Origin of the sequence: Polaribacter sp. BM10, assembly GCF_002005425.1 — a bacterium.
Classification (GTDB): Bacteria; Bacteroidota; Bacteroidia; order Flavobacteriales; family Flavobacteriaceae; genus Polaribacter; species Polaribacter marinaquae.
In genome coordinates this window covers 2,872,171-2,897,450 of record NZ_CP019704.1, presented here as the reverse complement: position 1 = coordinate 2,897,450, position 25,280 = coordinate 2,872,171, and the positions used below count along the sequence as shown (strand labels likewise).

Sequence of the window (25,280 nt, the reverse complement as noted above, 5' to 3'; positions counted from 1 at the left end):
ATATTTATAGAATACCAACTTCTTTCATACAGGTTTTCATCATTGTATATGTACGCTCGATATCATTATCTAAACCAATAGAAAAACGTATCAATCCATCAGACAATCCCATTTCTTTTTGTTCTTCTTCTGGTATTTCTGATGATGTAGAGCTACCAGGTGCAGAAAATAAGGTTTTATAAAAACCTAAACTTACAGCTAAATAACCTAAGTTTTTGTGTTGCATCAACTCCATTAGCTCATTCGCTTTTTCTAAAGAGCCTGCATCTATAGTTAACATACCACCAAAACCATATTCGGCATTCATCATAGACTTAAATAATTCGTGTGACGGATGCGATTGTAAACCAGGATATACTGTTTTTAAGCCATCAGTCTCAAATTTATCAGCTAAAAAAGCAGCATTATAGCTATGTTGTTTCATTCTAATATGTAAAGTTCTTAAGTTTTTAAGAATAGAAGAAGCCCTTAAACTATCCATAGTAGAACCTAGTAACATGCTTGCGCCATCATTTACGTTTCGTAAATCGTTAATAAAATCTTGCGCACCACAGACTACGCCACCAACAGTATCTGAAGAACCATTGATAAATTTTGTTAAACTATGTACTACAACATCTGCACCTAATTTTGCAGGGGATATTGATAACGGAGAAAATGTATTATCTACTACTAATTTTAAATTATACTTTTTTGCTAATGCAGATAAACCTTCGATATCTGCAACTTCTAAAAGCGGATTACTTACAGATTCGCAATACAAAACCTTTGTTTTATCTGTAATTGCAGCTTCTACAATATCTAGTTTGGTAATATCTACAAATGAAGTATTTATACCTAATCTTGGTGTAAAGTTCTTTAAAAAAGCATATGTTCCGCCATAAATTGTTCTACTTGAAACAATGTGTTCTCCGGTACCAACTAACTGCAATAAAACAGGAGTGATTGCTCCCATTCCGGATGCTGCTACATTTGCAGTTTCTGTACCTTCCATAGCCGCTAAAGCTTCGCCTAAATACAAATTACTTGGCGTAGAATGGCGAGAATATAAATAACATCCGTCTGCATTTCCTTCGAATGTATCGAACATCGTTTTTGCTGATAAGAATGTATAAGTAGATGAATCTGAAATTGAAGGATTAACGCCTCCAAACTCTCCGAAATATTGTAAATCTTGAATTTTGTCTGCTGGATTGAATTTCATATATATAGTTTTATTTACACAAAAAGACAATTTTTAAGAAATAAAAACAATATAAAATTTAAAATTTAGATTTTTTTTCTATTTTTAAATCAATTAGTAATTTTAATATCTAAAAAGAATTTGATTCATTTAAAATTTTAGAAAATTATATGTTAGACACGATAGACAAAAAACTTATAAATTTATTACAAGTAGATAGTAAACAAACCACCAAACAATTATCTTTACAACTAAACCTATCTATTACAGCTATTTATGAAAGAATTAAAAAACTAGAAAATCAAAAAGTAATAGAAAAGTATGTTGCAATTATAAATAAAAATAAAATTGATAAATCTTTTTTAGTGTTTTGCCATGTAAAATTAATTCAGCACTCTAAAGAATATGTACATACTTTTGAAAATGAAATTTTAAAATTAGAAGAAGTTTCCGAATGTTTTCATGTAAGTGGAGATTACGATTATATTTTAAAAATCTATGTAAAAGACATGGAAACTTATAGAAATTTTATGATAACAAAACTTACTGCTATCAAATACATTGGCAGTACACATAGTACTTTTGCAATTGAGCAAGTTAAAAATACAACAGCTATAAATTTATAAATATGCAGACTAAAAACTACAAACTATTAGAGCTATTAATTTTATTTTTAATGATTCCTATTAGTTTTGTTTTTACTTATAATGCTATTATCAAACTTACAATTGGTCTGCTTGGTTTTTTTTACATTTTGTACATTCTACTTAAAGTTGAAAACGTAAAATTAAGAATTTCGAAAAATATTGATTGGAGATTTTTTTGGAAATCAACCATGATAAAGCTGTTCTTGATAGCAATCACCACCTCTTTTTACGTTTACTTTACAGCCCCTAAAAACCTCTTTATAGTTGTTTTAAACAAACCACTTTTATGGATTTTAATACTTCTTTTTTATTCGATTTTTTCTGTATATCCGCAAGAATTACTTTACCGAAATTTCTTTTTTAAACGCTATCTAGAATTGTTTAAAAATGAGAAATTATTTCTTTTTATAAATGCTTTTTTGTTTTCTCTTGCTCATTTATTATTTAAAAATACATTGGTTTTAATTTTAACTTTTATTGGAGGACTTCTATTTGCATACACCTACAGTAAAACAAAATCTACATTTTTAGTTAGTGTAGAACATAGTATTTATGGCTGCTGGCTATTTACTGTTGGCATGGGAAATATGTTAGGGTTTCCTTCTTAAAAAAAATTATAAAAAAGAAAACCCAAAACTTTCGTTTTGGGCTTATATAATTAACTTTTTAGCTTAAATTTTTATTAAAACAATTTTTTCAGTTTGCTTTTTCACTAAATCACCATAAAACTTTTTTAAACTTTCGTAATATTGTGGAGATACAATTGCTGTATTAAATTGCATACTACTAATCGTACTAATTTTACCAGCATTTTCTTGAATCTGATATTTAAAAACTCCTAAATTATCTGGTAAGCCAATCGCAAAACTTTCTGGTATAGCTTCAATCTTATAACCTTCAGGTATTTTAATTGAAACTACATTTTTCACTTTCCATGGTGTTGTAAAATCAACCGGAAACTTTCTTTCTTCTAATTTAAAAGGGTTTCTACGTTCTGTTAAAAATAATAATGGTTCTACATATAATTTACCGTTTATACTTTCTATCAATCCGTCGCTATTAAACTTTATAGTTCTTGTAGGTATCTTATAAATGTTTTTATCATTTAAAATTTTAATATCTTCTATTTCTACATTTGTTTTTTCCTCTAAACCTGTTACTACAGCTTCTTCTGTTAAGTGATTGTTGTTTTTTCTATAAGTTAAAGCACTTAAATTACTAAACTTTGTTCTGTAAAGACCGTTAATCATTAAATCATCAGAAATATTAACCATTATATTATTATCTTCTGTTGCGTGTTTTGTTGTAGCTAATTTTACCCAAGATGAGTTACCATCTTTTGTGATTCTTCTCCCATTCCAATTCAATGCTCTTCTAGGTAAAATATTTGGCGTACTATATGGTTCTGTAGCATCAAGTAAAATCAAACCTCCAGAAGACAATTCGACCACAGAAACAACATAATTAAAACCGTCTATTGTTGGAAAAAAAGGCACTCCGTTAGCTCTTGTACTTACTAAAACAGGATCTGCATTTAAGCCAGAATTACGCAACATAGATGTTAGCATTAAATTAATATCTGCAACATTACCTACTCTATCTTTAAAAGCTTTTCTTACACCTTTATCAGAATAAATACCATAATATTCATTCCATTTAACTCTTTGTTTAACAAAATTGTAAATATTCAATAACTTATCTACCTCTGTTTTACTTTCTGCTAAAATTTTATTTAAATCGTCTTTATAATAACTCGATTTTGACAACTCTCCTCCGAAACTAGAAGATTTATAAATTTGTTTTGCGACTTGTTCCCAAGAGCTTGAGTAAGATTTAAAATCTCCGCCGATACTAATAAAGTTTGTTTGAGTTAATTCGAATTTTAAACCAGATCTATAGTTTTTCACACTACTAACAAATGGTTCATCATTTTTTAAAGCCGGTATGTTTTCTTCCACGAAACTTGTAACTTCAATCTTATAATTGGTATCTCCAATCTTGCCGTTTTTAGAAGTTCTAATTTGTTTTACAGGATAATAACCAATTGTATTTTTCTTAAAAATATAATATTCTGGGATTTCTACACTGTAATCTAATTTTTTAACCGGTATATGATACTGCAGTTTTAAATCTGATATTGATTGTACATAAGGCGAATAAACTTTATATCTTAACTCTATTACAGACCCCTCTTTAACTTTAGGCATGCTAATCTTTTTAACACTTCTAAATTTGCTAATATTTTCTGTAAAAATACTTTTGGTAGATAACTTTTCTTTTTCAATTTTATTACCATTTAAATTAAAAGTATATCCTTTAATAGAACTTACAGATTCACTTTCGCCAGATTCTGGTTTATAATAAACAACTTCTTTGGTTGCCATGTTAAAGCCTTCTTTATTATAAACCTTTATTCTTTCATGAAACTCTGTTACCAATTGAAAACCATTATTAGTTATATAATCATAATAAGTTCTTCTTTTTTTAAATAGGTAAACAGCATCTGCTGTAGAATCTAAAGGATAAAATTTTTCTTCTAATTCTTCTTTACTCACTTTACCAAATTTATAATCTTGGGCAAGTATAGATAGTTGGGTTGTTAATAATAATAATAGTAGAGGTAATACTTTTTTCATTTTCATTAATTTTTATTTATTGCGATTCTTAAATTTTCATATTTGGCAATACTTCTTCTAAAAGTTCTGTAAGATTTATAATCTTCTTTAGAATAAGTCCCTTCTTTTATAATTAGTCTTTTGTAATAGATAAAAGATTTTTCATTAATCTTTGTAAATGAAACTTTATACGTACCAAACTTTGAATTAATAATTTTCTCTGATGGAAGCACGCTCAATACGTAATTTTCTGGCAAGGTTATTTTGTATGTGTCTTCGTCTTTATAGCCTCTATAAATTTTAAGTGGTAGTTTTCTTTTTCGGTACCTTTTTGGCACATAATTATTTCTGTTGAATACATTTACTCTAAACAAATACTCAGATTCTGATATAGATGCATAATTTTTTACATTTAAAATTATATCCTCTTCAAATATTATCTCTTTTTTATCATTCTTAATCTTTACAGATTCTATATCAGTGTTATTATTATAAGACCAAATATTAGATTTATAAGTTTTTATTAACTCTTCGTTCGTGTACGTATCAAAATGTTGTTTATCATCATATTGTAATCCTTTTGAAACAATATTTAATATAGCTTTTAAAGAACCATCTTTATTCAACTGAATATCTGCAGAAGTTACCTGTAAATTTTTTTCATCCTTATAAGAAGCTGTTCTTTTAATAACACCGCCTTCTGGTGTAACAACCAAAACGTTTCTATCATGTGTAAAATCGCCTAAAAAACCAAAAGGCATATCTTGACTTGTACATTCTAACCAAACATCCTTATCTTTTGTAGGAATATTTAAAATCACATGATTTCCTTGCATAGACGAAAAATCTTTATCTATATCTCTTTTTTCATCAGCATATACAACTGTATAATAAGAAGTTACACCAGCAACATTTAATAAAGCTTTTGTATAATTAGTTAAACCCTTACAATCACCGTAACCAACTCTATCTACTTCTTTCGCTGCTATTGGTTCCCAACCACCAATACCAACTTGTACACTTATGTATCTTGTTTTGTTTTGCATATATTGATACACTAGTTTTGCTTTTTCTATAGGATCTTCGATATCTTTTACTAAGTTTTTTATTGCTGATATTGTGCCAGCATCTAAAACATCTCTACCTTTTAATAGTTTAGAATGCATCCACAAACCAAATTCTTGCCAGTTTTTATATGAGCCTGCTACACCTTTTAATGAAAAATTATTTAATGCAATTAAGGCTTTTGGTAATATTTCTCTGTAATGAACTGTTGAATTTTCTTGTTTATAACCTGGTTGATTTTCTATTGTAAAAAGTATTTCAGAGTCATTTTCTAATTCTTTTACTGCAAAATCTTTAAAGTTTGTTTTTTTTGTTCTCCACGGAATTTTCTTTGGATTATTAATTTTATACGAACTTTTTTCGACTGAAACATAATAACCATTTATAGGTTGCCACCAAGGTATAAAACCCGTTGTTGATGTTTTATATTCTGATTCGAAAACAACTGTATAAGGATAAGATATTGGTGTATAGTCTAAGTATTTTACTCTAGAGTCTGAGTATAATGTACCGCCATCTACAGCGCTTACATCTATAAAATCTCTTTTTTTATACTTTTTAATTTCTGTACCATTAGCATCAAAAACTTTTACAGATAAATCTGTAATCTTTGTGTCTTCATCATAACCTTCTACTAATCTAGCATCTACATTACCTAATTTATTTAGAACGGTTACAACTTCTCTTTTTTGAACAGTCATTCTATCGAAATCTTCTATTGTAATTTCTATAGAATTATCTCTTACAACTGCATTTGCATTTTCTAATAAATTAACTGGTATAGATTGGTAAGAGTAATCAGTTTCTTGGGCCTTAATTATGTAAAAGGTAAAAAATAGGCAAATGAATGCCAGGTAAGAACTTTTTTTCATGCAACATTTTTTTATAGCGATGCAATATAAAAAGAAAACCCAAAACTTTCGTTTTGGGTTTATAATTTTTCGATCTAAAGTTTAAATCAAATTATGCTTTTGTGTTAACTGTAAAAGAAAACTCAATCATATCATCAATAAACTTATCTTTTAAGTTATCAAAGAATTTTTTTGAACCGTATTTTACATTAAAATCTGCTCTATCTACATTAAATTTTTCACTTTTAAATGTTGTAACATTTCCTTCTGTAGTTAAAGTAGCAGGTATTGTTATGCTTTTTGTAACATCTTTTACTGTTAAATTACCTGTTACAGCTAATTTACCTTCTGCTTCTTCTACATTAGTAATAACAAATTTAGACATTGGGTATTTTGCAACATCAAAAAAGTCTGGAGCTGATAAATGCCCAACTAATTTTGCACCACCTTCTGCATCTAAATCTTCATTTTTCATAGAAGACATATCAACAACAAAAGTACCACCAACTAACTTACCTTCTTCTACGTTTAAAGAACCTTCTTTTAACATAATTGTACCGTTGTGTGCACCTGTTGGCTTTGTACCTTTCCAAGTAATTACAGAACTAGCAACATCTACATTATTTAAATCTTGCGTAGCTTCTACTTTTACTTCTTCTTTAGCTTCTACTTTTTCTTTCTTTTCACTTTTACATGCAGTTAAAACTGATGCTACTAATACTAATGATAAAACTACTTTTTTCATATTACTTTAATTTAATTAGTTTAAAATATTTTCCATGGCAAATATACAACGCTTTTATTTTCCTTGGAAAATATTTTTTACTTTTTTATAATAAAATTAACAACATGTGCTGCTGCTTGCAAACCAAACGCTGCAGGCATAAAGCTTATTGTACCATAATACGATTTCTTAAAGTTGGTTCCGTCTGTAATTTTTACACTCTCCGGAATTTGAACTTCATCAGAAAAAACAGCTTTAACACCCTTATCTACCTTTCTTTCTTTTAGTCGTTTTCTTAAAACTCTTGCCATTGTACAATTTTTAGTTTTAGAAATATCTTTTACCTTAATCTTAGTTGCATCTAATTTACCACCGGCTCCCATAGAAGAAATAATTTTAACTTTTTTTCTTCTAGCTGCTACAATTAAATTAACTTTTGGTGTAATACTATCTATACAATCTAATACATAATCAAAATCTTTAGATACAATTTCATAAGCTCTTTCTGGAGATAAAAATTCTTGCAAAACTGTTAATTCTATAGTAGGATTGATATCTTTTAATCTTTCTGCTAAAACTGTTACTTTTGGCTTACCAATTGTAGAGTTTAAAGCTGGTAATTGTCTATTTTTATTTGTTTCATCAAAAACATCACCATCTACAATTGTCATTTTATTTACACCTGCTCTAGCTATAAATTCTGCTGCATAAGAACCAACACCACCTAAACCAACTACTAAAATATTGGCATTCTTTAATTTTTCTAAACCTTCTTTTTGCACCAATAACTCTGTGCGCTCTAACCAACTCATTAAATAAATATATTTTTAAAATTTTGCTCTACTTGTTTTTGAAGTTCTGTTACTTCAATATTTTTAATTTCTGATGCTTTTTTGTAAACATCAAAAATAGTTACATCATCATTATCTGTTTCTAAAAGAATAGCGTTTAATGGCAATTTTTTAAAAACCTCTGCTATTTTATTTCTATTGATAATTGCCTTTCCAAAAGACAATATAATTCCGTTTTTAAGACAACTTTCTGCAAGTTGCAAGCTTTTATTAAATCCGTGAAACACCCAAACTTGTTTAGGTTTTAATGTTTTTTTTAACTCAATTATTTCTTGATGTGCTTTAACACAATGAATTATTAACGGCTTTTTATATTTTTCTGACAATTGAATTTGTTTAACAAATACTTCTTTCTGAGTTTGAAAATCGACCTCTGTTAATTTATCTAAACCACACTCTCCTATAGCTAAACAATTTTTATGCTGTATATTTTCTTCTAAAACAGTAAATTGTGTATTAAGTGTTTTTACTTTAATAAACCAAGGATGAATACCAATTGAAAATGGATGCGAAAAATTTTCTGATACGGGATATTTATTTACAACAGACAAAACATTTTCTTCTTTAGAAAAAGTATGCGTATGTGCATCGAAATAATTCATAAAAACTATTCTTTGTTTTTAGAATCTATAATAATTGTAACTGGTCCATCATTTAAAAGCGCTACTTTCATGTCTGCACCAAACTCACCTGTTTGCACTTGTTTATCGATATTTTTTTGAAGAGTTTTTACAAAGTTTTCGTACAACGGAATTGCAACATCTGGTTTTGCCGCTTTAATATAACTTGGCCTATTTCCTTTTTTGGTCGAAGCATGTAAAGTAAACTGACTTACAACGATTACGTCGCCTTTAGCATCTAAAAGAGACTGATTCATTACACCGTTTTCATCATTAAAAATTCTAAGATTTGTAATTTTACGCACTAACCAATCGATATCTTCTTGCGTGTCTTCGTTTACAATACCAACTAGAATTAAAAGTCCTTGGTTAATTGCTGCTACTTTAATTTTATTTATGGTTACACTTGCTTCTGTAACTCTTTGTATAACAACTTTCATAAGAATTTAAATTTTACAAAACAGCTATTCGTTGTCTTCTTCATTCCAAACATCTGTTCTAAAATGTTCTTTTTCTTCTTCTCCGTTTAATATTTGAAGATAACTTTTATAGCGAGACCAAGAAATCTCTTCATTTTCTAAAGCATCTTTTACAGCACATTGCGGCTCTTTAATATGTATACAATTGTTAAATTTACAATCTTGCTTTAATGCAAAAAATTCAGGAAAATAATCTCCAAGTTCGTATTTATCTATATCTACAACTCCAAAACCTTTAATTCCTGGTGTGTCTATAATTTTTGCATCGAAACTTAAATCGAACATTTCTGCAAATGTTGTAGTGTGTTTTCCTTGACTATGTTGATCGGAAATTTCTTTAGTTTTTAGGTCTAAAGTAGGTTCTACAGCATTTACTAATGTAGATTTACCAACACCAGAATGCCCAACAAACATAGATGTTTTACCTAGCATTAATTCTTTTACTTGATTTACATTTTTGTTTTCTGTTGCAGAAACCTCTATACAAGTATAACCTATTGCTTGGTAAATGTCTTTTAAGTATAAAATTTCTGCTCTTTCTTCTATTTCGTACGAATCTATTTTATTAAAAACCAAAACTGTATCTATTCTGTAGGCTCTTGTAGAAACCAAAAAACGATCTATAAAAGTTGTAAAAGTTGGCGGATTATTAATTGTAATTAACAAAAAAACCTGATCTACATTAGCGGCAATAATATGTGTTTGCTTAGAAAGATTCACAGACTTTCTAACAATAAAGTTGTCTCTGTCTAAAATCTTTTTAATTACACCTGTTTCTTCGTCTCCTTTTTTTTCGATATCGAATACAACATTGTCTCCTACAGCAATAGGATTGGTGCTTTTAATTCCTTTGATTCTAAACTTTCCTTTGATTCTACATTTATAAAAATCTCCTTCTGTAGATTTTACTTGATACCAACTTCCTGTAGATTTGTATACGATTCCTATCATTAATACAAAGATGAGAATAAAAAAATGAAATATAAAGAAGTTGTAATATTTCATTATCCGCAAATATATAAGTTCGTATATTCGCTTCTTTAAAAAAAAACAAATGAAAAAAATTACTCTTTTAGTTACACTTTTGGTAACAATTATTACAACAGCTCAAACAAGTCTTTATGAAAACCCCAAGTTTGATGAAATTGCGAAAGATCATAAAATAATTGGAATTTTGCCTTTTGATGCTTCTGTTAAACTAAGACCAAAGCAAAGAGAAAAAATGACATCTGAAGAATTTGAAAAACTTGAAAAAAACGAAGGAAAAAGTATACAATTAGCAATGTATTCTTGGTTTTTAAAAAGAAAAAAAAGAGGTGATTTACAGACAACTGAAGTACAAGACCCTAACAAAACGACAGCATTATTAAGAAAAAAGAACATAACTCAAGAAAACATAAAAGAATATACTTTAGAAGAAATTGCAAAAATTTTAGGAGTTGACTCTGTTATTTCAGGAACTTACAAAACAACAAAACCAATGTCTGAAGGAGCTTCTGTTGCACTTGGTTTACTTGTAGGTTTTTGGGGTACAACAAATAGTGCTACAATTAATATGAGTGTACACAATGCAACAGATGGTGTTTTATTATGGAATTATAACAAAAAAGTTAGAGGCTCAATAGGTAGCAGCCCAGATGATCTAATAAATAAATTAATGAGAAAAGCTTCTAGAAGACTATCTTACACCAAGAAAAAATAAAAAAACCGCCAATTGGCGGTTTTTTTATTAAAACAAGAAAACTATCCTTTAATAATTTTTTCTTGATGATTGATAGATTCTTGATGAATTGCTTTAAACATTTTTAAAACAAACTCTTCACTTAATCCTTTACTTTCACCTTCTAAAATCATGTTTCCTAAGATTTCGTTCCAACGTTTCGATTGTAAAACTGCAACGTTTTTATCTTTCTTTAAAGCTCCAATTTGATCTGCAATTTTCATTCTTTTTCCTAAAGTTTCTACCAACTGGTTATCTACCACGTTAATTTGCGCTCTTAGATTATCTAAACTGCTTTTGTATTCTGCTTCTGTGTTTGTTTCTTTTCTAATTTTTAGATCTTCCATGATTTGCTTTAACTTCGTTGGTGTAACTTGTTGTGCAGCATCTGACCATGCGTTATCTGGATCGAAATGTGTTTCTATCATTAAACCATCGAAGTTTAAATCTAAGGCAGTTTGAGAAACATCAAAAATCATTTCTCTGTTACCTGTAATATGAGATGGATCGCAAATTAATGGTAAATCTGGAAATTTATTTTGAAACTCGATAGCAATTTGCCATTCTGGAACATTTCTATATTTTGTTTTTTCGTATGTAGAAAAACCTCTATGAATTGCTCCTAAATTTTTAATATCTGCTGTATACAAACGTTCGATACCACCTAACCATAAAGCTAAATCTGGGTTTATTGGGTTTTTTACTAAAACAATTTTATCTGTACCGTGTAACGCATCTGCAATTTCTTGCATAATAAATGGAGATACAGCTGTTCTTGCACCAATCCAAAGTAAATCTACATCATGCTCTATGGCTAATTTACAGTGCGCTGCATTGGCAACTTCTGTACAGGTTTTCATGCCTGTTTGTTCTTTTACTTTTTTAAGCCAACCTAAACCTAATGCACCAACACCTTCAAAATTTCCTGGTCTTGTTCTAGGTTTCCAAATTCCTGCTCTATAATAGTTTACATCAGAATCTTTTAATTCGTGTGCGATTTTTAAAACCTGTTCTTCGGTTTCTGCACTACAAGGCCCTGCTATTACTAGTGGATGATCTAGTTTCATATCATCCAACCATGTTCTTAATTCTTTTGTATTCTTCATTGTTCTACTTGTTTTGGCTCTTATTTTATGCCGTTTAAAATTTGTTTTATATAATTTGTATTCTCCATTTCATTAAAAATTTCAGAGAAATTATCTTGTTGCATCAATTCTTTAAATTTTTGTAAATTATTGATGTATTCTTCTAACGTTTCTATTACGTTTTCTTTGTTTTGTTTAAAAATTGGTGTCCACATTGCTGGCGAACTTTTTGCCAAACGCACTGTTGATGCAAAACCAGAACCTGCCATATCAAAAATATCGCGCTCGTTTTTTTCTTTGTTTATTACTGTTTTACCTAACATAAATGCGCTAATGTGAGATAAGTGCGAAACATACGCAATATGCTTGTCATGCGAAACAGGATCCATGTAACGAATACGCATTCCAATAGCTCTAAAAAGGTCTAATGCTTTTTCTTGCAATTTAAAAGTTGTTTTTTCTACTTCGCAAATTATATTCGTTTTCCCTTTATATAAGCCAGAAATCGCTGCTGACGGTCCTGAATTTTCTGTACCGGCAATTGGGTGTGCTGCTAAAAAATTACGTCTTTTTGGATGATGTTCAACAACTTTACAAATTGCTTCTTTTGTTGAACCTGCATCTACAACCAACGTATTATCAGAAATTTTATCTAAAATTGTTGGTAATAATTTTACAGTTGCATCTACCGGAATTGAAACAATTACTAAATCTGCATTTTCTAAATCGTCTAATGTCGCTTTTTTATCAATTAATTTTAATTCTAAAGCTTTATTTAACGTTTCGTCTTTTCTACTAATTCCGTGAATTACTGCTTCTGGATTGTGGTTTTTAATATCGATAGCAAAACTACCACCAATTAAACCAATACCAATCATGTAAATATTATTCATAACCTATAATCTTGATATTGCTTCTTTAATTACATCTGTTGTTACACACAAAGAAAATCTTATATAACCTTCTCCTTGAGAACCAAAAATTGTACCTGGTGTTATAAAAATATCATTATCGTATAAAACCGCATCTGTTACTTCTTCAGATTTTTTACTTTCTGGTATTTTTGCCCATACAAATAAACCTGTTGCATTTTTATTATAAGTGGCGTTTAATTTATCTGCCAACTGCCAGATTAATTTTCTACGTTCTTCGTAAATTTTATTTTGATCAGAAAACCAACTATCAGATAATTGTAAAGCTTCTATAGCTCCTTTTTGAATTCCGTAAAACATACCAGAATCCATATTAGACTTTACTTTTAAAACTTCGTTGATATATGTTGCATTTCCTAACAACATACCAACTCGCCAACCAGCCATATTAAAAGTTTTACTTAAAGAATTCAATTCTAAAGCAATGTCTTTTGCGCCATCAACTTGTAGAATACTAATAGGGTTATCATTTAAAATAAAACTATACGGATTATCATTTACAATTAAAATATTATGCTTTTTACCAAATGCTACTAATTTTTGAAAAGTTATTAATGTTGCATCTGTACCTGTTGGCATATGCGGATAATTTACCCACATAATTTTTACATTAGATAAATCTAGATTTTCTAATGCTTCAAAATCTGGTTGCCAATTGGTTGCATCACTTAAATTGTAAAACAATGGTTCTGCACCCACTAATTTTGTTACAGATGTATACGTTGGATAACCAGGATTCGGAATTAAAACTTTATCGCCTTCGTTTAGAAAAGCCATAGAAATATGCATAATTCCTTCTTTACTTCCCATTAAAGGCAAAATTTCATTTTCTGGATTTGCATCTACAGAAAACTTGCTTTTATAAAAATTTGAAATTGCATTTCTTAATTCTGGTAAACCTTGGTAAGATTGATATTTATGTGCACTCGAATCACCCAAACTATTAGAAATTGCGTCTAATACTTTTGTGGGCGGTTGTAAATCCGGAGAACCAATTCCCATATTAATAATAGGTTTTCCTTCAGCAGCTAAACCTCTAACTTCTCTTAATTTTTTAGAGAAATAATATTCTTGTACTGTATCTAATCTTTTGGCAGCTTTAATCATTTTCTCCCATTTTTATACGTTCCTAATATCTTAAATTCTTCTGCCATTATTTCTATAATAGCTTTTGCTTTTTCGTAATCTTTGTAAGCATCAAAAGTAACATCTACAAAAAATGAATATTTCCAAGGAGATTCTATAACCGGTAAAGACTGTATTTTAGTTAAATTCATTTTACAATCGCTTAACACATTTAATATTGCTGCTAAACTTCCTCTTTTATGATCTAATTGAAATTTTAAAGATGCCTTATTAACTTTTTCGTTTATTTCTGGCGCTGTTGTTTGTACAATTACAAATCTTGTTGCATTGTCTTTTATTGTTTGAATTTCATCTTCTATTACCTCTAAATTAAAAATTTCTGCAGCAATTTTTGGAGCAATAGCTGCAATACCAATTAAATTTTCGTTAGAAATTCTCTTTGCTACTTCTGCAGTATCTACATCTTCTACTAATTTTATCTGCGGATATTTTTTAAAGAACTCTTTACATTGTAATAATGCCATCGGATGCGACCAAACTTCTTTGATATCTCCTATTTTCTGACCTTCTAAAGCCATTAAATGATGGTGAATATTTAGATATTCTTCACCGGTAATATGTAAATTATTTTTATCAATTAATGCATAATTTGGTATAATAGAACCTGCAATTGTATTTTCGATAGCCATAACACCAAGGCTTGCTGTTGCATCTAATAAATTATCTACCAAAGTATCAAAAGACATGCATTCTATTAAATCTATAGATGCACCATAAAAGTCTCTTGCAACTTTATGATGATTTGAACCTTCGGCTCCTTGTATAGCGATTACTTTTTTCATGAATTGATATCAAAAAAAAAGTCTCGAATTAAATTCGAGACTTTATATATTTTTTTTTTGTTTAATAACATGATACAAAGTCTCTCCTCTCACTAAAAAAGTAAAAGTAAAAATAGAAACGTGCCCAAGTGTTATTTAACATATTGATTCTCTTTATTGATGTGACAAATCTAAAGATTATATTGAGACAAACAAATTATATCGCATTTTTTATAAAAGAATTGACAATTTGGTAAAATATACTTAATAAAAAGTACTGGTTTTATGAATTTCTTTAATAATTAATCAATGTATCGTAAAGTTAATATCTTAATATATTATTACCCTATTAAGATATAGGTTATCAAGCCATTAAAATGAGATTATTGTATTGCAATTTCTTTATACAAGATTTATTTTTATCAGAAAAATAATAGTATATTTGCACCTTCAATGAAAAAATTTCGTTGATATACATAATAATCATTTAAATAATATTGGCATGTACTTAACTAAAGAAGTTAAAGAAAGCATTTTCGAAAAACACGGTAAAGGAAAAAACGATACTGGTTCTTCAGAAGGGCAAATCGCGTTATTTACGCACAGAATTAACCATTTAACAGAACATTTAAAAAGAAATCGTAAAGATTTTAATACAGAGCGTTCATTAGTAATGATGGTAGGTAAACGTAGAAGTTTATTAGATTATCTAAAGAAAACTGAAATCAACAGATATCGTGCGATTATCAAAGAATTAGGAATTAGAAAATAATTCTCACAAAAAAGAGGCTCTATAAACGTGCCTCTTTTTTATTACAATAAATTTAAAAAGTCTGATGCTAACTACATCAGCAACAATATAAAAAATCAAAAATAGTAACAGCATTTTTGAATTTCCATTGCAACAACAAACAACAACACAACAACACAAAGTATTAAAAAATTAGAATTAAAATTTTATGATTCCAAAAGTATTTAAAGAGGTTATAGACCTTGGTGATGGAAGAACCATCTCATTAGAAACCGGTAAATTAGCAAAACAAGCACACGGTTCTGTTGTTGTTCAAATGGGAAAAGCAATGTTATTATGTACAGTAGTATCTAATTACAAACAAGCAGATGTAGACTTTTTACCTCTTACGGTAGATTATAGAGAAAAATTTGCCGCTGCAGGTCGTTATCCTGGTGGTTTCTTTAAAAGAGAAGCAAGACCAAGTGATGGTGAAGTATTAACAATGCGTTTAGTAGACAGAGTTTTACGTCCGTTGTTTCCAAAAGATTACCACGCAGAAACTCAAGTTATGATACAGTTAATGTCTCATGATGAAGATGTTATGCCAGATGCATTAGCAGGTTTAGCCGCTTCTGCCGCTATACAATTAAGTGATTTTCCTTTCGAATGCCCAATTTCTGAAGCACGTGTTGCAAGAGTAAACGGAGAATTCGTTATCAACCCAAGTAGAGCACAATTAGCAGAGTCTGATATCGATATGATGATTGGTGCCTCTGCAGATTCTGTTATGATGGTAGAAGGTGAAATGGATGAAATTTCTGAAGAAGAAATGGCAGATGCAATTAAATTTGCACACGAATCTATTAAAGTTCAAATTAAAGCACAAGTAGCTTTAGCAGAAGCTTTTGGTAAAAAAGAAGTACGTGAGTACGCTACTGCAGAACAAAATGAAGAATTAGCAAAAAAAATACACGATTTAGCTTACGATAAATGTTATGCGATTGCAAAACAAGGAACTTCTAAAGCAGAACGTGGTGCTGCATTTGCAGCAGTAAAAGAAGAAGTAATTGCTACTTTTACAGAAGAAGAATTAGAAGAATTTGGTGGTTTAGTATCTAAATACTACAGCAAAGCAGAAAAAGAAGCAGTAAGAGAATTAACTTTAAGTGAAGGAATTCGTTTAGACGGAAGAAAAACTGATGAAATTAGGCCAATTTGGTGTGAAGTAGATTACTTACCGTCTACACACGGTTCTTCTATTTTTACTCGTGGTGAAACTCAAGCATTAGCAACAGTAACTTTAGGAACTTCTAGAGAAGCTAACAAAATAGACATGCCATCTTATGAAGGTGAAGAATCTTTCTATTTACATTATAACTTCCCTCCTTTTTGTACAGGTGAAGCTAGACCATTAAGAGGAACATCTCGTAGAGAAGTTGGTCATGGTAATTTAGCACAACGTGGTTTAAAAGGAATGATTCCTGATGATTGCCCATATACAGTAAGAGTTGTATCAGAAGTATTAGAATCTAACGGTTCTTCTTCTATGGCTACAGTTTGTGCAGGTACAATGGCTTTAATGGATGCTGGTGTAAAATTAACAAGACCAGTTTCTGGTATTGCTATGGGATTAATTTCTGATGGTGATCGTTATGCTGTTTTATCTGATATTTTAGGTGATGAAGATCATTTAGGTGATATGGACTTTAAAGTGACTGGTACTGCAGAAGGTATTACTGCATGTCAAATGGATATTAAAATTAAAGGATTAAGTTACGAGATTTTAGTGAATGCTTTAAAACAAGCTCGTGATGGTCGTTTACATATTTTAGGTAAATTAACTGATACTATTGAGGCACCAAGTGCAGAAGTAAAAGCTCATGCACCGAAAATGGTTAACAGAAGAATTCCTAACGAATTAATTGGTGCATTTATTGGACCAGGTGGTAAACACATTCAAGAATTACAGAAAGAAACTGAAACTACAATTGTAATTACAGAAGATGCTGTAACAGAAGAAGGAATTATAGAGATTTTAGGAACAAAACCAGAAGGTATAGAAGCTGTTATTTCTAAAATAGAATCTATGATGTTTAAACCAGAAAAGGGTTCTGTTTACGAAGTAAAAGTAATTAAAATGTTAGATTTTGGTGCTGTTGTAGAATATACAGAAGCTCCAGGAAACGAAGTTTTATTACACGTAAGTGAACTTGCATGGGAACGTACAGACAATGTTTCTGATGTTGTAAAATTAGGAGACATTTTAGATGTTAAATATTTCGGAATTGACCCAAGAACTAGAAAAGAAAAAGTTTCTAGAAAAGCTTTATTAGAAAAGCCAGAAGGTTATGTTGCTAGACCACCAAGAGACGATAAGCGTTCTGGAGGTAGAGACAACCGCGGAAGAGATAACAGACGTGATGACAGAAAACCTAGAGAAAATAAAAAAGACTAATTTTTAAACTTTTTTATCTAAATACTAAAAATCGCCAAAATTATTTTGGCGATTTTTTTTGTTTAAAACGTAATAATCTAAATGCTTTTATTTTCTTTGTACTCTCTATATGAAAATTCAACGTATTACATATTTATCTTTAGGTACAAACCAAGGAAATAAGCTAGAAAACCTCCAAAAAGCCATCAACTTAATTGGAGACAAAATTGGCGCAATTCAAAAAATATCATCAATTTATAAAACTGCTTCTTGGGGTTTTGAAGGTAACAACTTTTACAATGTATGTATTAAAGTCTCAACATATTTACCACCAGACACTTTACTAAAAGATGTCCTATCAATTGAACAAGAGCTTGGTCGAGAACGTACATCTTCAGAAAATTACGAAAATCGAAATATCGATATTGATGTTTTATTATTTGAAGACGAAATTATATTTTCTAAAAATCTAATTGTACCACACTCTAAAATGTTACAAAGAAAATTTGTAATGGTTCCTTTAGAAGAAATAGCATCTAATGTAATTCATCCAATAGAAAAAAAACAAATCAATGTATGCTTACAAGGTTGCACCGATCAATCTGAAATAGAAAAAATAAGCGAACAATTGGTAAGACCAATACCAATTACAGAGAAATACAATTACATTGCTATAGAAGGTAATATTGGTGCTGGTAAAACTTCTTTAGCTAAAATGATGTCTGATGAATTTAATGCAAAATTAGTATTAGAGAGATTTGCAGACAACCCGTTTTTACCTAAATTTTATGAAGATAAAGATAGATACGCTTTCCCTTTAGAAATGAGTTTTTTGGCCGACCGATATCAACAACTTAGCGATGATTTAGCACAATTCGACTTATTTAAGAACTTCATTGTTTCAGATTATTATATTTTTAAATCTTTAATATTCGCGCAAGTTACTTTATCTAATGATGAGTACTTATTGTATCGAAAAATGTTTAATTTAATATATAAAGAAATTACTAAACCAGATCTTTATGTGTACTTATATCAAAATACAGAGCGACTTTTAGAGAATATTAAAAAAAGGGGAAGAACATACGAGCAAAATATTGAATCTGAATATCTAAAAAAAATACACGACGGTTATAAAAGCTTTATATCAACGCAAGAAAACCTGAACTTATTAATTATAGATGTGTCTGAAATAGACTTTGTTAACAACAAAAAAGATTACAATTTTATCATAAATAAAATAAAGTATAATTAAAAAAAATATTATACTTTTGCACCGATATTAATTCCCCCCAAATTTGTTAAATATTATATACTATACCCACAATGAGGAGAATTTTTTTAATTGCAATTTTAACTTGTTTATCAAGCACTGCAATATTTAGTCAATTTACTACAGACGAAATTACTTACGGAAATAGAATAGATTTAGAAAACTCTAACAGTTGGGCTGTTGGTGGTGGTTTTAGTAACTTTATTATGCACGGAGATTTGCGTTCTATTGGTACAGGAGATGATACCAATTACTTTAACTTTGGTGGTTATGCTTATGTAAATAAAATGTTTAACCCACTTTTAGGTTTAGAATTTAAAGTTTCTTACAATAAAATTTCTGGTGGAGCTCAATATTTTTCTAATGAATCTAATTACTTTGTACTTTATTCTGAAAACAAAGTAGTAAATCAAGATAACTTAAACTTTGAAGGTGCAGCTTATGGTGCAGAACTAAATTTAATTTTTAGTTTTACAAACTTATATCAAACAGCAGCTTCAAAATGGCACGCTGCTGGTTATTTTGGTGTTGGTTATCATCAATACAACTCTACATTATATGAAAGATTTTCTGATGGTAGAAATGTAGAAATTGTAGATTTTGGATTTAATCCATCAAGAAATAGCCAAAATGCAGCAAGTTCTATTTATTTATCTGCACAATTTGGTCTTAAAAGAAGATTGAATAAAAAACTTGATTTAGAGTTTAGAACAGGTATGTACTTTAACTACGAAGATCATTTAGATGCTGCAATATCTAATAAACAAGATTGGGAAACATTTTTTGTTTCTAGTATAGGTGTATCTTTTAAATTAGGAAAAAAGAAAGTATTTACCATTTGGGGTGACGAAAACGGAGACAATAGAGGTAAATTTCAAATTGTTGATACCGACAAGGATGGTGTAATGGATGAATTAGACATAGAACCAAATACGCCTGCAGGTGTAATGGTTTATGGTAATGGTAAAGCTGTAGATTCTGATAAAGATGGTTTACCAGACCACAAAGACAAATGTCCTTTAGAATATGGTCCTGAATCTAACGAAGGTTGCCCATTAAATGTAGATTCTGATGGCGACGGTATTATGGATGGTAAAGATCTTTGTCCTGCAACTCCAGGAACTGTAGAGAACAGAGGTTGTCCTAAACCAGAACAAAATACTAACAATGCGTCTAACATTAACAATCAAATTGCATTATTAGCAACTAGTATATACTTTGATACTAACAGTGATAGAATTAAAACTATATCTTTTAGTACTATTGATAAGATTGTTAAATTAATGAAGCAAGTGCCAAATGTTAAGTTCCTTATTGAAGGACATACAGATGACAGAAACAGTGATAGATATAACTTGTACTTATCTCAAAGAAGAGCAAATGCAGTTAGAAAATACATGATTAAAGAAGGTATTAGTAGTGATAACCTTAGCGCAAAAGGATTTGGAGAATCTAGACCTAAATTCTCTAACGAAAACGCTGGTGGTAGACAACTAAACAGAAGAGTAGAGATTAAACCTTCTGGTTCTTTAGAGTAATCTAAAACCATAAAAATTATAAAGAGAGCATATATTTTAATATATGCTCTCTTTTTTTTGAGGAAACTCCACAAAAAAAAGGATGTAAATAAATACATCCTTTTTTTTAATCAAAATACTTTTATAAGGTTACTACTTTTTAAGCTCTAATTTTTCTGCAAAATACTCACAAAAATCTCTCATTGTAGCACTCATTTTTTGATCGTCTGTGGCACGTTCAAAAGTATCTGCCATTGATACTAAAGTTTGATGATAAAATTGTTTCATTTCATCAACAGGCATATCTTTTGTCCATAAATCCATACGTAATGTATCTTTCTTTTTATGATCCCAAACAGATATCATAATCGATTTAGAAGTTTCATTTTCTATGCCACCATCTTTGGCAGTCCAAGAAATTTCTTCTGGCACTTTATTTTCGTCTAAACCAACGTTAAATTTAATTTCTGAGTTATGTTTTACTGACATTATTTTCTAGGCTTATATTTAGATTTTTTATATAAATCTAATTCGTTAATTTCTAAAAGTTCTTGCAAAGATACATCATTCTGTTGCATATAAGAACGAACAATTTGCCAACCTAACCAAACACCAGCTCTACCAGGAGATAAATTATCTTGCCCCATATAAAACTTAGAAAAAGGTGCTACCTCTAAAAAACGCTTATTCAATTTTGTATCGGTACTAAAAAGTAGTTTCTTTTCTATAAAATAGGCCCAAATTTGCTCTTCATTTTCTTTAATCCACATAAATTTATCTTCTTGATATCCTATTTTTTCGATATCAGAAACATTTGGTAAATAAAAATCTAACAAGTACATTTTTTTTCCTTCATTAATCATTTTAGCAATAAAACTTCTTTCTCTAGAAGGTAGAACTTGCCTTTTGATTATCTCGTTAGCCACATCTACAATAATATGATTTTTGGTGTTATTTGCTTTAATATAAGTTGGATAATCATTATAAAACCTGTGATTTTTGCCTAGATAAACATCTAAAGAAATAATAAGTAAACTATCTGCATAAATTACTCGACTATCATAATCTATGTTAGTTAACATCGTAATAACATTTGGCGCTTCAAATTTTGGATTGTAGTATTTTACATGCTTAAACAAAGAGGTTAGTTGACTTTTAAGCGGATTAATATCTTTATAAATAAGTTGAGTTTCATTAAAAAGTTCTAACTCTTCTTTATTTTTCATTTTTGAAATTGAAAGACTATCTGAAATTTCTTTTGGAAAAAAATAAGGATAAGTTTCTTTTAATTCTTTTAGGTTTGCCTTTTTTGATGTGTAAAAATCTACATCAAAACGCTTCATATCAAAATTAACAGTAGTATTAGAAACATCTATTTTATTTATACTATTACTAGTGTTACATGAATATAAACTAAATAAAACCGCTAAAATCACTAGAAAAAATCTCATAAACTTTGTATATTGCTAATAGAATTATAAACGTTAAAAATACTAAAATAGTTTATCTAATGAATACAGAAAAAGTAGCAATTCACATTATTTCTTGGTTAAAAAGTTATGCTGAAAAAGCTGGTGTAAAAGGTTTTGTTGTTGGTGTTTCTGGTGGAATTGATTCTGCTTTAACATCTACACTTTGTGCCAAAACCGGCTTACCAACTTTATGCGTAGAAATGCCAATACACCAAGCAGCAAGTCAGGTTTCTAGAGCCGAAGAACATATTAAACAATTAAAAGAAAAATTTTCTAATGTTTCTGAAGTTAGAGTGAATTTAACATCTACTTTTGAAGATTTTAAAAAAGTTGTACCAAACACAGAGAGTTCTGCTAAACTAGATTTAACTTTAGCAAATACCAGAGCAAGGTTGCGAATGACTACTTTATATTATTTTGCAGGTTTACACAGTTATTTAGTTGCCGGAACAGGAAATAAGGTTGAAGATTTTGGTGTTGGTTTCTATACTAAATATGGTGATGGAGGCGTAGATTTAAGTCCTATTGCAGATTTAATGAAATCTGAAGTCTATGAATTAGCAGCTTATCTAAATGTACCAGAATCGATTCAAAAAGCGCAACCTACAGATGGCTTGTTTGGAGATAGTAGAACCGATGAAGATCAAATTGGGGCTTCTTATGACGAATTAGAATGGGCTATGAAGATGCAAGATCTTCAAAAAAATGAAAGTGATTTTACAGGAAGACAAAAAGAGGTTTTCAAAATATATGAAAGGCTAAACAGAATTAATCAGCACAAAATGGTACCAATACCAGTCTGTGAAATTCCAGAAAATTTAAAATAAAAAAAATCCCGTAATTAAATTGCGGGATTTTTTTTTGCATTTTAGGGTAAAAATTACAGCAGATTTGCCGCAATCATCATTTTTTTAATTCTCATATACGCTCGTCTTTTAGAACCTTTAGAGATTTCGAATGGAAGAAGAATAAAAAGTTGAACAATTTTTAATAGTTGTAATACTCTTTTCATAATAAATTATTTTTCTTTAGCACGTGCAATATACAAAAATTCTATTCTGAAAATAATACCTTAGTAGGGGAAAACACCCAATTTTACAATTTAATAACTTTAAACAACTCTATTTAACTTTTCGAACAACCTTATTTTTAGACCCGTATAGTTTTTTATCGTCTCTAAATCTATAGCGGTATCTTGACTTCCTTCTTTTATTAAGTCTTCTATTTTCTTTCCTATTAAAACGCGTCTTAAATTAAAAACAGCATCATTTACTAATTTTGGTAAAATGTCTAAAGCACCTTTAACTTCTATATTTTGACCTTGCCAATCACTTAATTGATGCTTTTCCTCATCCATAATAATAGATGTAACAGTAGAAGAAATGTCTGAGTTTTTATGGTTCACTAACGCATCTATTTCTAGTTTTTCATACTGATTTAATTGATAAATAACTTCTGTATAAATTTCTTGAAAAATAACATTTGTAAACTCTATTTCGTCTTCTTGTAGATGTAAATATATTTCTGCAGAAACATTATTATTATATTTTCTTTGTGTTACAGTTATTCTACCCTCTTCATCCTCATTCTCAATTTCTTCTAAGAATTCAGCTTCTTCATTTCCAAATAAAAGCAAGATTCTAATAATTTCTTTTTCTAAAATAGAAAGTTGATCTATCTTTTCTGCAGCAGTTTTACCTTTAACCAAGCCCATGGGAGCCTTTTCTTTATTTGCAAAATATTCTGCTGGTGGTTCGTTGGGATCTTGTTGAGAATTATTTTGTTTTCTACTTATCTTATTTCTGTCTTGAATTCCTTTTTTTAATAATTGCGCTAATTCACTAAAAAGTACACGCTCAGAAATATCCATAATTCGAGCACATTCTTGTACATAAACTTCGCGTTGAATACCATCTGGAATTTTAGAAATACTTGTTACAATATCTCTAATTACACCCGCCTTTTTTACAGGATCGTTATTAGATTCTTTTAACAGCAAAGAAACTTTAAACTCTATAAAATCTTTAGACGATTCTTCTAAATAGGCTTTTAACTCTGATGTTGAGTGAGATTTTGCAAAACTGTCTGGATCTTCTCCATCTGGAAACTGCACAACTTTTACATTCATGCCTTGTTCTAGAATTAAATCTATACCTCTTATAGAAGCTCTAATTCCTGCCGCATCACCATCAAAAAGAACGGTAATATTTTTTGTAAGTCTATTTACAAGTCTTATTTGATCTGGCGTTAACGCTGTACCAGAAGATGCAACTACATTTTCTACACCAGATTGATGAAATGATATTACATCTGTATAACCTTCTACCAAGTAACAATTATCTTGCTTTGCAATTTCTTTTTTTGCTTGATAAAGGCCGTATAAAATTTTACTCTTGTGATAAATATCGCTTTCTGGTGAATTTAAATATTTAGCCGCTTTTTTATCCGCAGTTAAAATTCTACCACCAAAACCTAAAATTCTACCAGACATAGAGTGTATAGGAAACATAACACGCCCTTTAAATCTATCGAATTGTTTTGTTTCTTTAACAATAGTTAAACCTGTAGAAGCTAAATATTTAATATCATATCCTTTTTTTAAAGCTGCTTTTGTAAAACCATCCCACTCGTCTAAACAATAACCAAGTTCAAAAGTTTTTATCGTATCATCTCTAAAACCTCTTTCTTTAAAATAAGAAAGTCCAATAGCTTTCCCTTTATTAGTATTTAACATGATGTCATGAAAGTAATCTTTGGCAAAAGTAGATACCATAAACATACTTTCTCTTTCGTTCATCTGAGCTTTTTCTTCTGATGTTTGCTCAGTTTCTTCAATTTCTATATTGTATTTTTTTGCGAGCCATTTAATAGCTTCTGGATAAGAGTAATGCTCATGTTCCATCAAAAACGATATAGCATTTCCTCCTTTTCCGGTAGAAAAATCTTTCCAAATTTGCTTTACAGGAGAAACCATAAAAGATGGTGATTTTTCATCTACAAACGGACTCAATCCTTTAAAATTACTTCCTGATTTTTTTAGCTGAACAAACTCACCAATAACCTCTTCTACTCTTGCAGATTCAAAAACGCGGTCTATGGTACTTCTAGAAATCATTTCTTTTAATTAATTAGTGTAACAAATATAATAAGAAGTTATTCTTATAAAAAAAGA

23 protein-coding genes are annotated in these 25,280 nt (G+C 29.6%); 8 read left to right on the top strand and 15 right to left on the bottom strand.

Translation table 11 applies throughout. The features are described from left to right. Positions 1–4: 4 nt before the first annotated feature. Positions 5–1,204 (bottom strand): aminotransferase class V-fold PLP-dependent enzyme, encoded by a 1,200-nt coding sequence (locus BXQ17_RS12785; protein ID WP_077811014.1) that lies wholly within the window; start codon positions 1,202–1,204, stop codon positions 5–7. Between the two features lie 149 nt (positions 1,205–1,353). On the opposite strand from BXQ17_RS12785, the gene BXQ17_RS12780 reads away from it, so the two are divergent. Continuing rightward, positions 1,354–1,809, top strand: coding sequence for an Lrp/AsnC family transcriptional regulator (locus tag BXQ17_RS12780; protein ID WP_077811013.1), 456 nt, complete (start codon positions 1,354–1,356; stop codon positions 1,807–1,809). A 2-nt stretch (positions 1,810–1,811) separates the two neighbouring features. Beyond that, positions 1,812–2,438, top strand: coding sequence for a CPBP family intramembrane glutamic endopeptidase (locus BXQ17_RS12775; protein WP_077811012.1), 627 nt, complete (start codon positions 1,812–1,814; stop codon positions 2,436–2,438). Between the two features lie 63 nt (positions 2,439–2,501). Here BXQ17_RS12775 and BXQ17_RS12770 read toward each other — a convergent pair whose 3' ends face one another. The 7 genes from BXQ17_RS12770 to rsgA form a co-directional block, all read right to left on the bottom strand. Beyond that, positions 2,502–4,466 carry a DUF3857 domain-containing protein gene (locus tag BXQ17_RS12770; RefSeq protein ID WP_077811422.1) on the bottom strand — a complete coding sequence of 655 codons (1,965 nt, stop codon included), beginning with the start codon at positions 4,464–4,466 and terminating at the stop codon, positions 2,502–2,504. Between the two features lie 5 nt (positions 4,467–4,471). After that, positions 4,472–6,382 (bottom strand): DUF3857 domain-containing protein, encoded by a 1,911-nt coding sequence (locus tag BXQ17_RS12765; RefSeq protein ID WP_077811011.1) that lies wholly within the window; start codon positions 6,380–6,382, stop codon positions 4,472–4,474. Positions 6,383–6,473: 91 nt separating this feature from the next. Beyond that, positions 6,474–7,106 carry a YceI family protein gene (locus tag BXQ17_RS12760; RefSeq protein ID WP_077811010.1) on the bottom strand — a complete coding sequence of 211 codons (633 nt, stop codon included), beginning with the start codon at positions 7,104–7,106 and terminating at the stop codon, positions 6,474–6,476. 77 nt (positions 7,107–7,183) lie between these two features. Continuing rightward, positions 7,184–7,897, bottom strand: coding sequence for a ThiF family adenylyltransferase (locus BXQ17_RS12755; protein ID WP_077811009.1), 714 nt, complete (start codon positions 7,895–7,897; stop codon positions 7,184–7,186). After that, entirely contained in the window at positions 7,897–8,538 is a 642-nt protein-coding gene (locus BXQ17_RS12750) for a TatD family hydrolase (RefSeq protein ID WP_077811008.1), read from the bottom strand. Before BXQ17_RS12750 ends, BXQ17_RS12755 begins: the two co-directional genes overlap by 1 nt. 5 nt (positions 8,539–8,543) lie before the next feature. Continuing rightward, a complete protein-coding gene (gene dtd / locus BXQ17_RS12745) occupies positions 8,544–8,996 on the bottom strand; it encodes a D-aminoacyl-tRNA deacylase (RefSeq protein ID WP_077811007.1) in 453 nt (150 codons plus the stop codon). Between the two features lie 24 nt (positions 8,997–9,020). Beyond that, on the bottom strand, positions 9,021–9,986 hold the full coding sequence (gene rsgA, locus BXQ17_RS12740) for a ribosome small subunit-dependent GTPase A (RefSeq protein WP_077811006.1): 966 nt from the start codon (positions 9,984–9,986) through the stop codon (positions 9,021–9,023). A gap of 103 nt (positions 9,987–10,089) precedes the next feature. Between rsgA and BXQ17_RS12735 the strand changes: the two genes are divergently transcribed. Further along, a complete protein-coding gene (locus BXQ17_RS12735) occupies positions 10,090–10,737 on the top strand; it encodes a hypothetical protein (protein ID WP_077811005.1) in 648 nt (215 codons plus the stop codon). 41 nt (positions 10,738–10,778) lie between these two features. Here the strand turns inward: BXQ17_RS12735 and BXQ17_RS12730 are convergent, their stop codons facing one another. From BXQ17_RS12730 to BXQ17_RS12715, 4 genes are read right to left on the bottom strand one after another with little or no spacing between them, the layout of a single operon-like run. Beyond that, the gene (locus tag BXQ17_RS12730) at positions 10,779–11,861 is read right to left on the bottom strand and encodes a bifunctional 3-deoxy-7-phosphoheptulonate synthase/chorismate mutase type II (RefSeq protein ID WP_077811004.1); all 1,083 of its coding nucleotides are present in this window, start codon (positions 11,859–11,861) and stop codon (positions 10,779–10,781) included. Positions 11,862–11,881: 20 nt separating this feature from the next. Then, a complete protein-coding gene (locus tag BXQ17_RS12725; protein WP_077811003.1) occupies positions 11,882–12,733 on the bottom strand; it encodes a prephenate dehydrogenase in 852 nt (283 codons plus the stop codon). A gap of 3 nt (positions 12,734–12,736) precedes the next feature. After that, on the bottom strand, positions 12,737–13,879 hold the full coding sequence (locus BXQ17_RS12720) for a pyridoxal phosphate-dependent aminotransferase (RefSeq protein ID WP_077811002.1): 1,143 nt from the start codon (positions 13,877–13,879) through the stop codon (positions 12,737–12,739). Next, complete coding sequence (locus tag BXQ17_RS12715) at positions 13,876–14,700, bottom strand: prephenate dehydratase (RefSeq protein WP_077811001.1); 825 nt, start codon at positions 14,698–14,700, stop codon at positions 13,876–13,878. Before BXQ17_RS12715 ends, BXQ17_RS12720 begins: the two co-directional genes overlap by 4 nt. A gap of 481 nt (positions 14,701–15,181) precedes the next feature. Between BXQ17_RS12715 and rpsO the strand changes: the two genes are divergently transcribed. The 4 genes from rpsO to BXQ17_RS12695 all read left to right on the top strand — a co-directional run bounded on the left by rpsO (position 15,182) and on the right by BXQ17_RS12695 (position 20,657). Further along, the gene (rpsO, locus tag BXQ17_RS12710) at positions 15,182–15,451 is read left to right on the top strand and encodes a 30S ribosomal protein S15 (RefSeq protein WP_077811000.1); all 270 of its coding nucleotides are present in this window, start codon (positions 15,182–15,184) and stop codon (positions 15,449–15,451) included. Positions 15,452–15,638: 187 nt separating this feature from the next. Then, positions 15,639–17,867 (top strand): polyribonucleotide nucleotidyltransferase, encoded by a 2,229-nt coding sequence (locus BXQ17_RS12705; RefSeq protein ID WP_077810999.1) that lies wholly within the window; start codon positions 15,639–15,641, stop codon positions 17,865–17,867. Between the two features lie 109 nt (positions 17,868–17,976). Beyond that, entirely contained in the window at positions 17,977–19,101 is a 1,125-nt protein-coding gene (folK, locus tag BXQ17_RS12700; RefSeq protein ID WP_077810998.1) for a 2-amino-4-hydroxy-6-hydroxymethyldihydropteridine diphosphokinase, read from the top strand. Positions 19,102–19,172: 71 nt separating this feature from the next. Continuing rightward, positions 19,173–20,657, top strand: a complete 1,485-nt coding sequence (locus BXQ17_RS12695; RefSeq protein WP_077810997.1) for an OmpA family protein — start codon at positions 19,173–19,175, stop codon at positions 20,655–20,657. A 132-nt stretch (positions 20,658–20,789) separates the two neighbouring features. Here the strand turns inward: BXQ17_RS12695 and gldC are convergent, their stop codons facing one another. Both gldC and gldB read right to left on the bottom strand, forming a co-directional pair. Further along, positions 20,790–21,125, bottom strand: coding sequence for a gliding motility protein GldC (gldC, locus tag BXQ17_RS12690; protein ID WP_077810996.1), 336 nt, complete (start codon positions 21,123–21,125; stop codon positions 20,790–20,792). Beyond that, complete coding sequence (gene gldB / locus BXQ17_RS12685; RefSeq protein ID WP_077810995.1) at positions 21,125–22,087, bottom strand: gliding motility lipoprotein GldB; 963 nt, start codon at positions 22,085–22,087, stop codon at positions 21,125–21,127. Before gldB ends, gldC begins: the two co-directional genes overlap by 1 nt. 59 nt (positions 22,088–22,146) lie before the next feature. Here gldB and nadE point away from each other — a divergent pair, with 59 nt between their 5' ends. Beyond that, positions 22,147–22,935 carry an NAD(+) synthase gene (nadE, locus tag BXQ17_RS12680; RefSeq protein WP_077810994.1) on the top strand — a complete coding sequence of 263 codons (789 nt, stop codon included), beginning with the start codon at positions 22,147–22,149 and terminating at the stop codon, positions 22,933–22,935. Positions 22,936–23,219: 284 nt separating this feature from the next. On the opposite strand, the gene dnaG is transcribed toward nadE, so the two are convergent. Next, positions 23,220–25,223, bottom strand: a complete 2,004-nt coding sequence (gene dnaG / locus BXQ17_RS12675) for a DNA primase (RefSeq protein ID WP_077810993.1) — start codon at positions 25,221–25,223, stop codon at positions 23,220–23,222. Between the last annotated feature and the right edge of the window lie 57 nt (positions 25,224–25,280).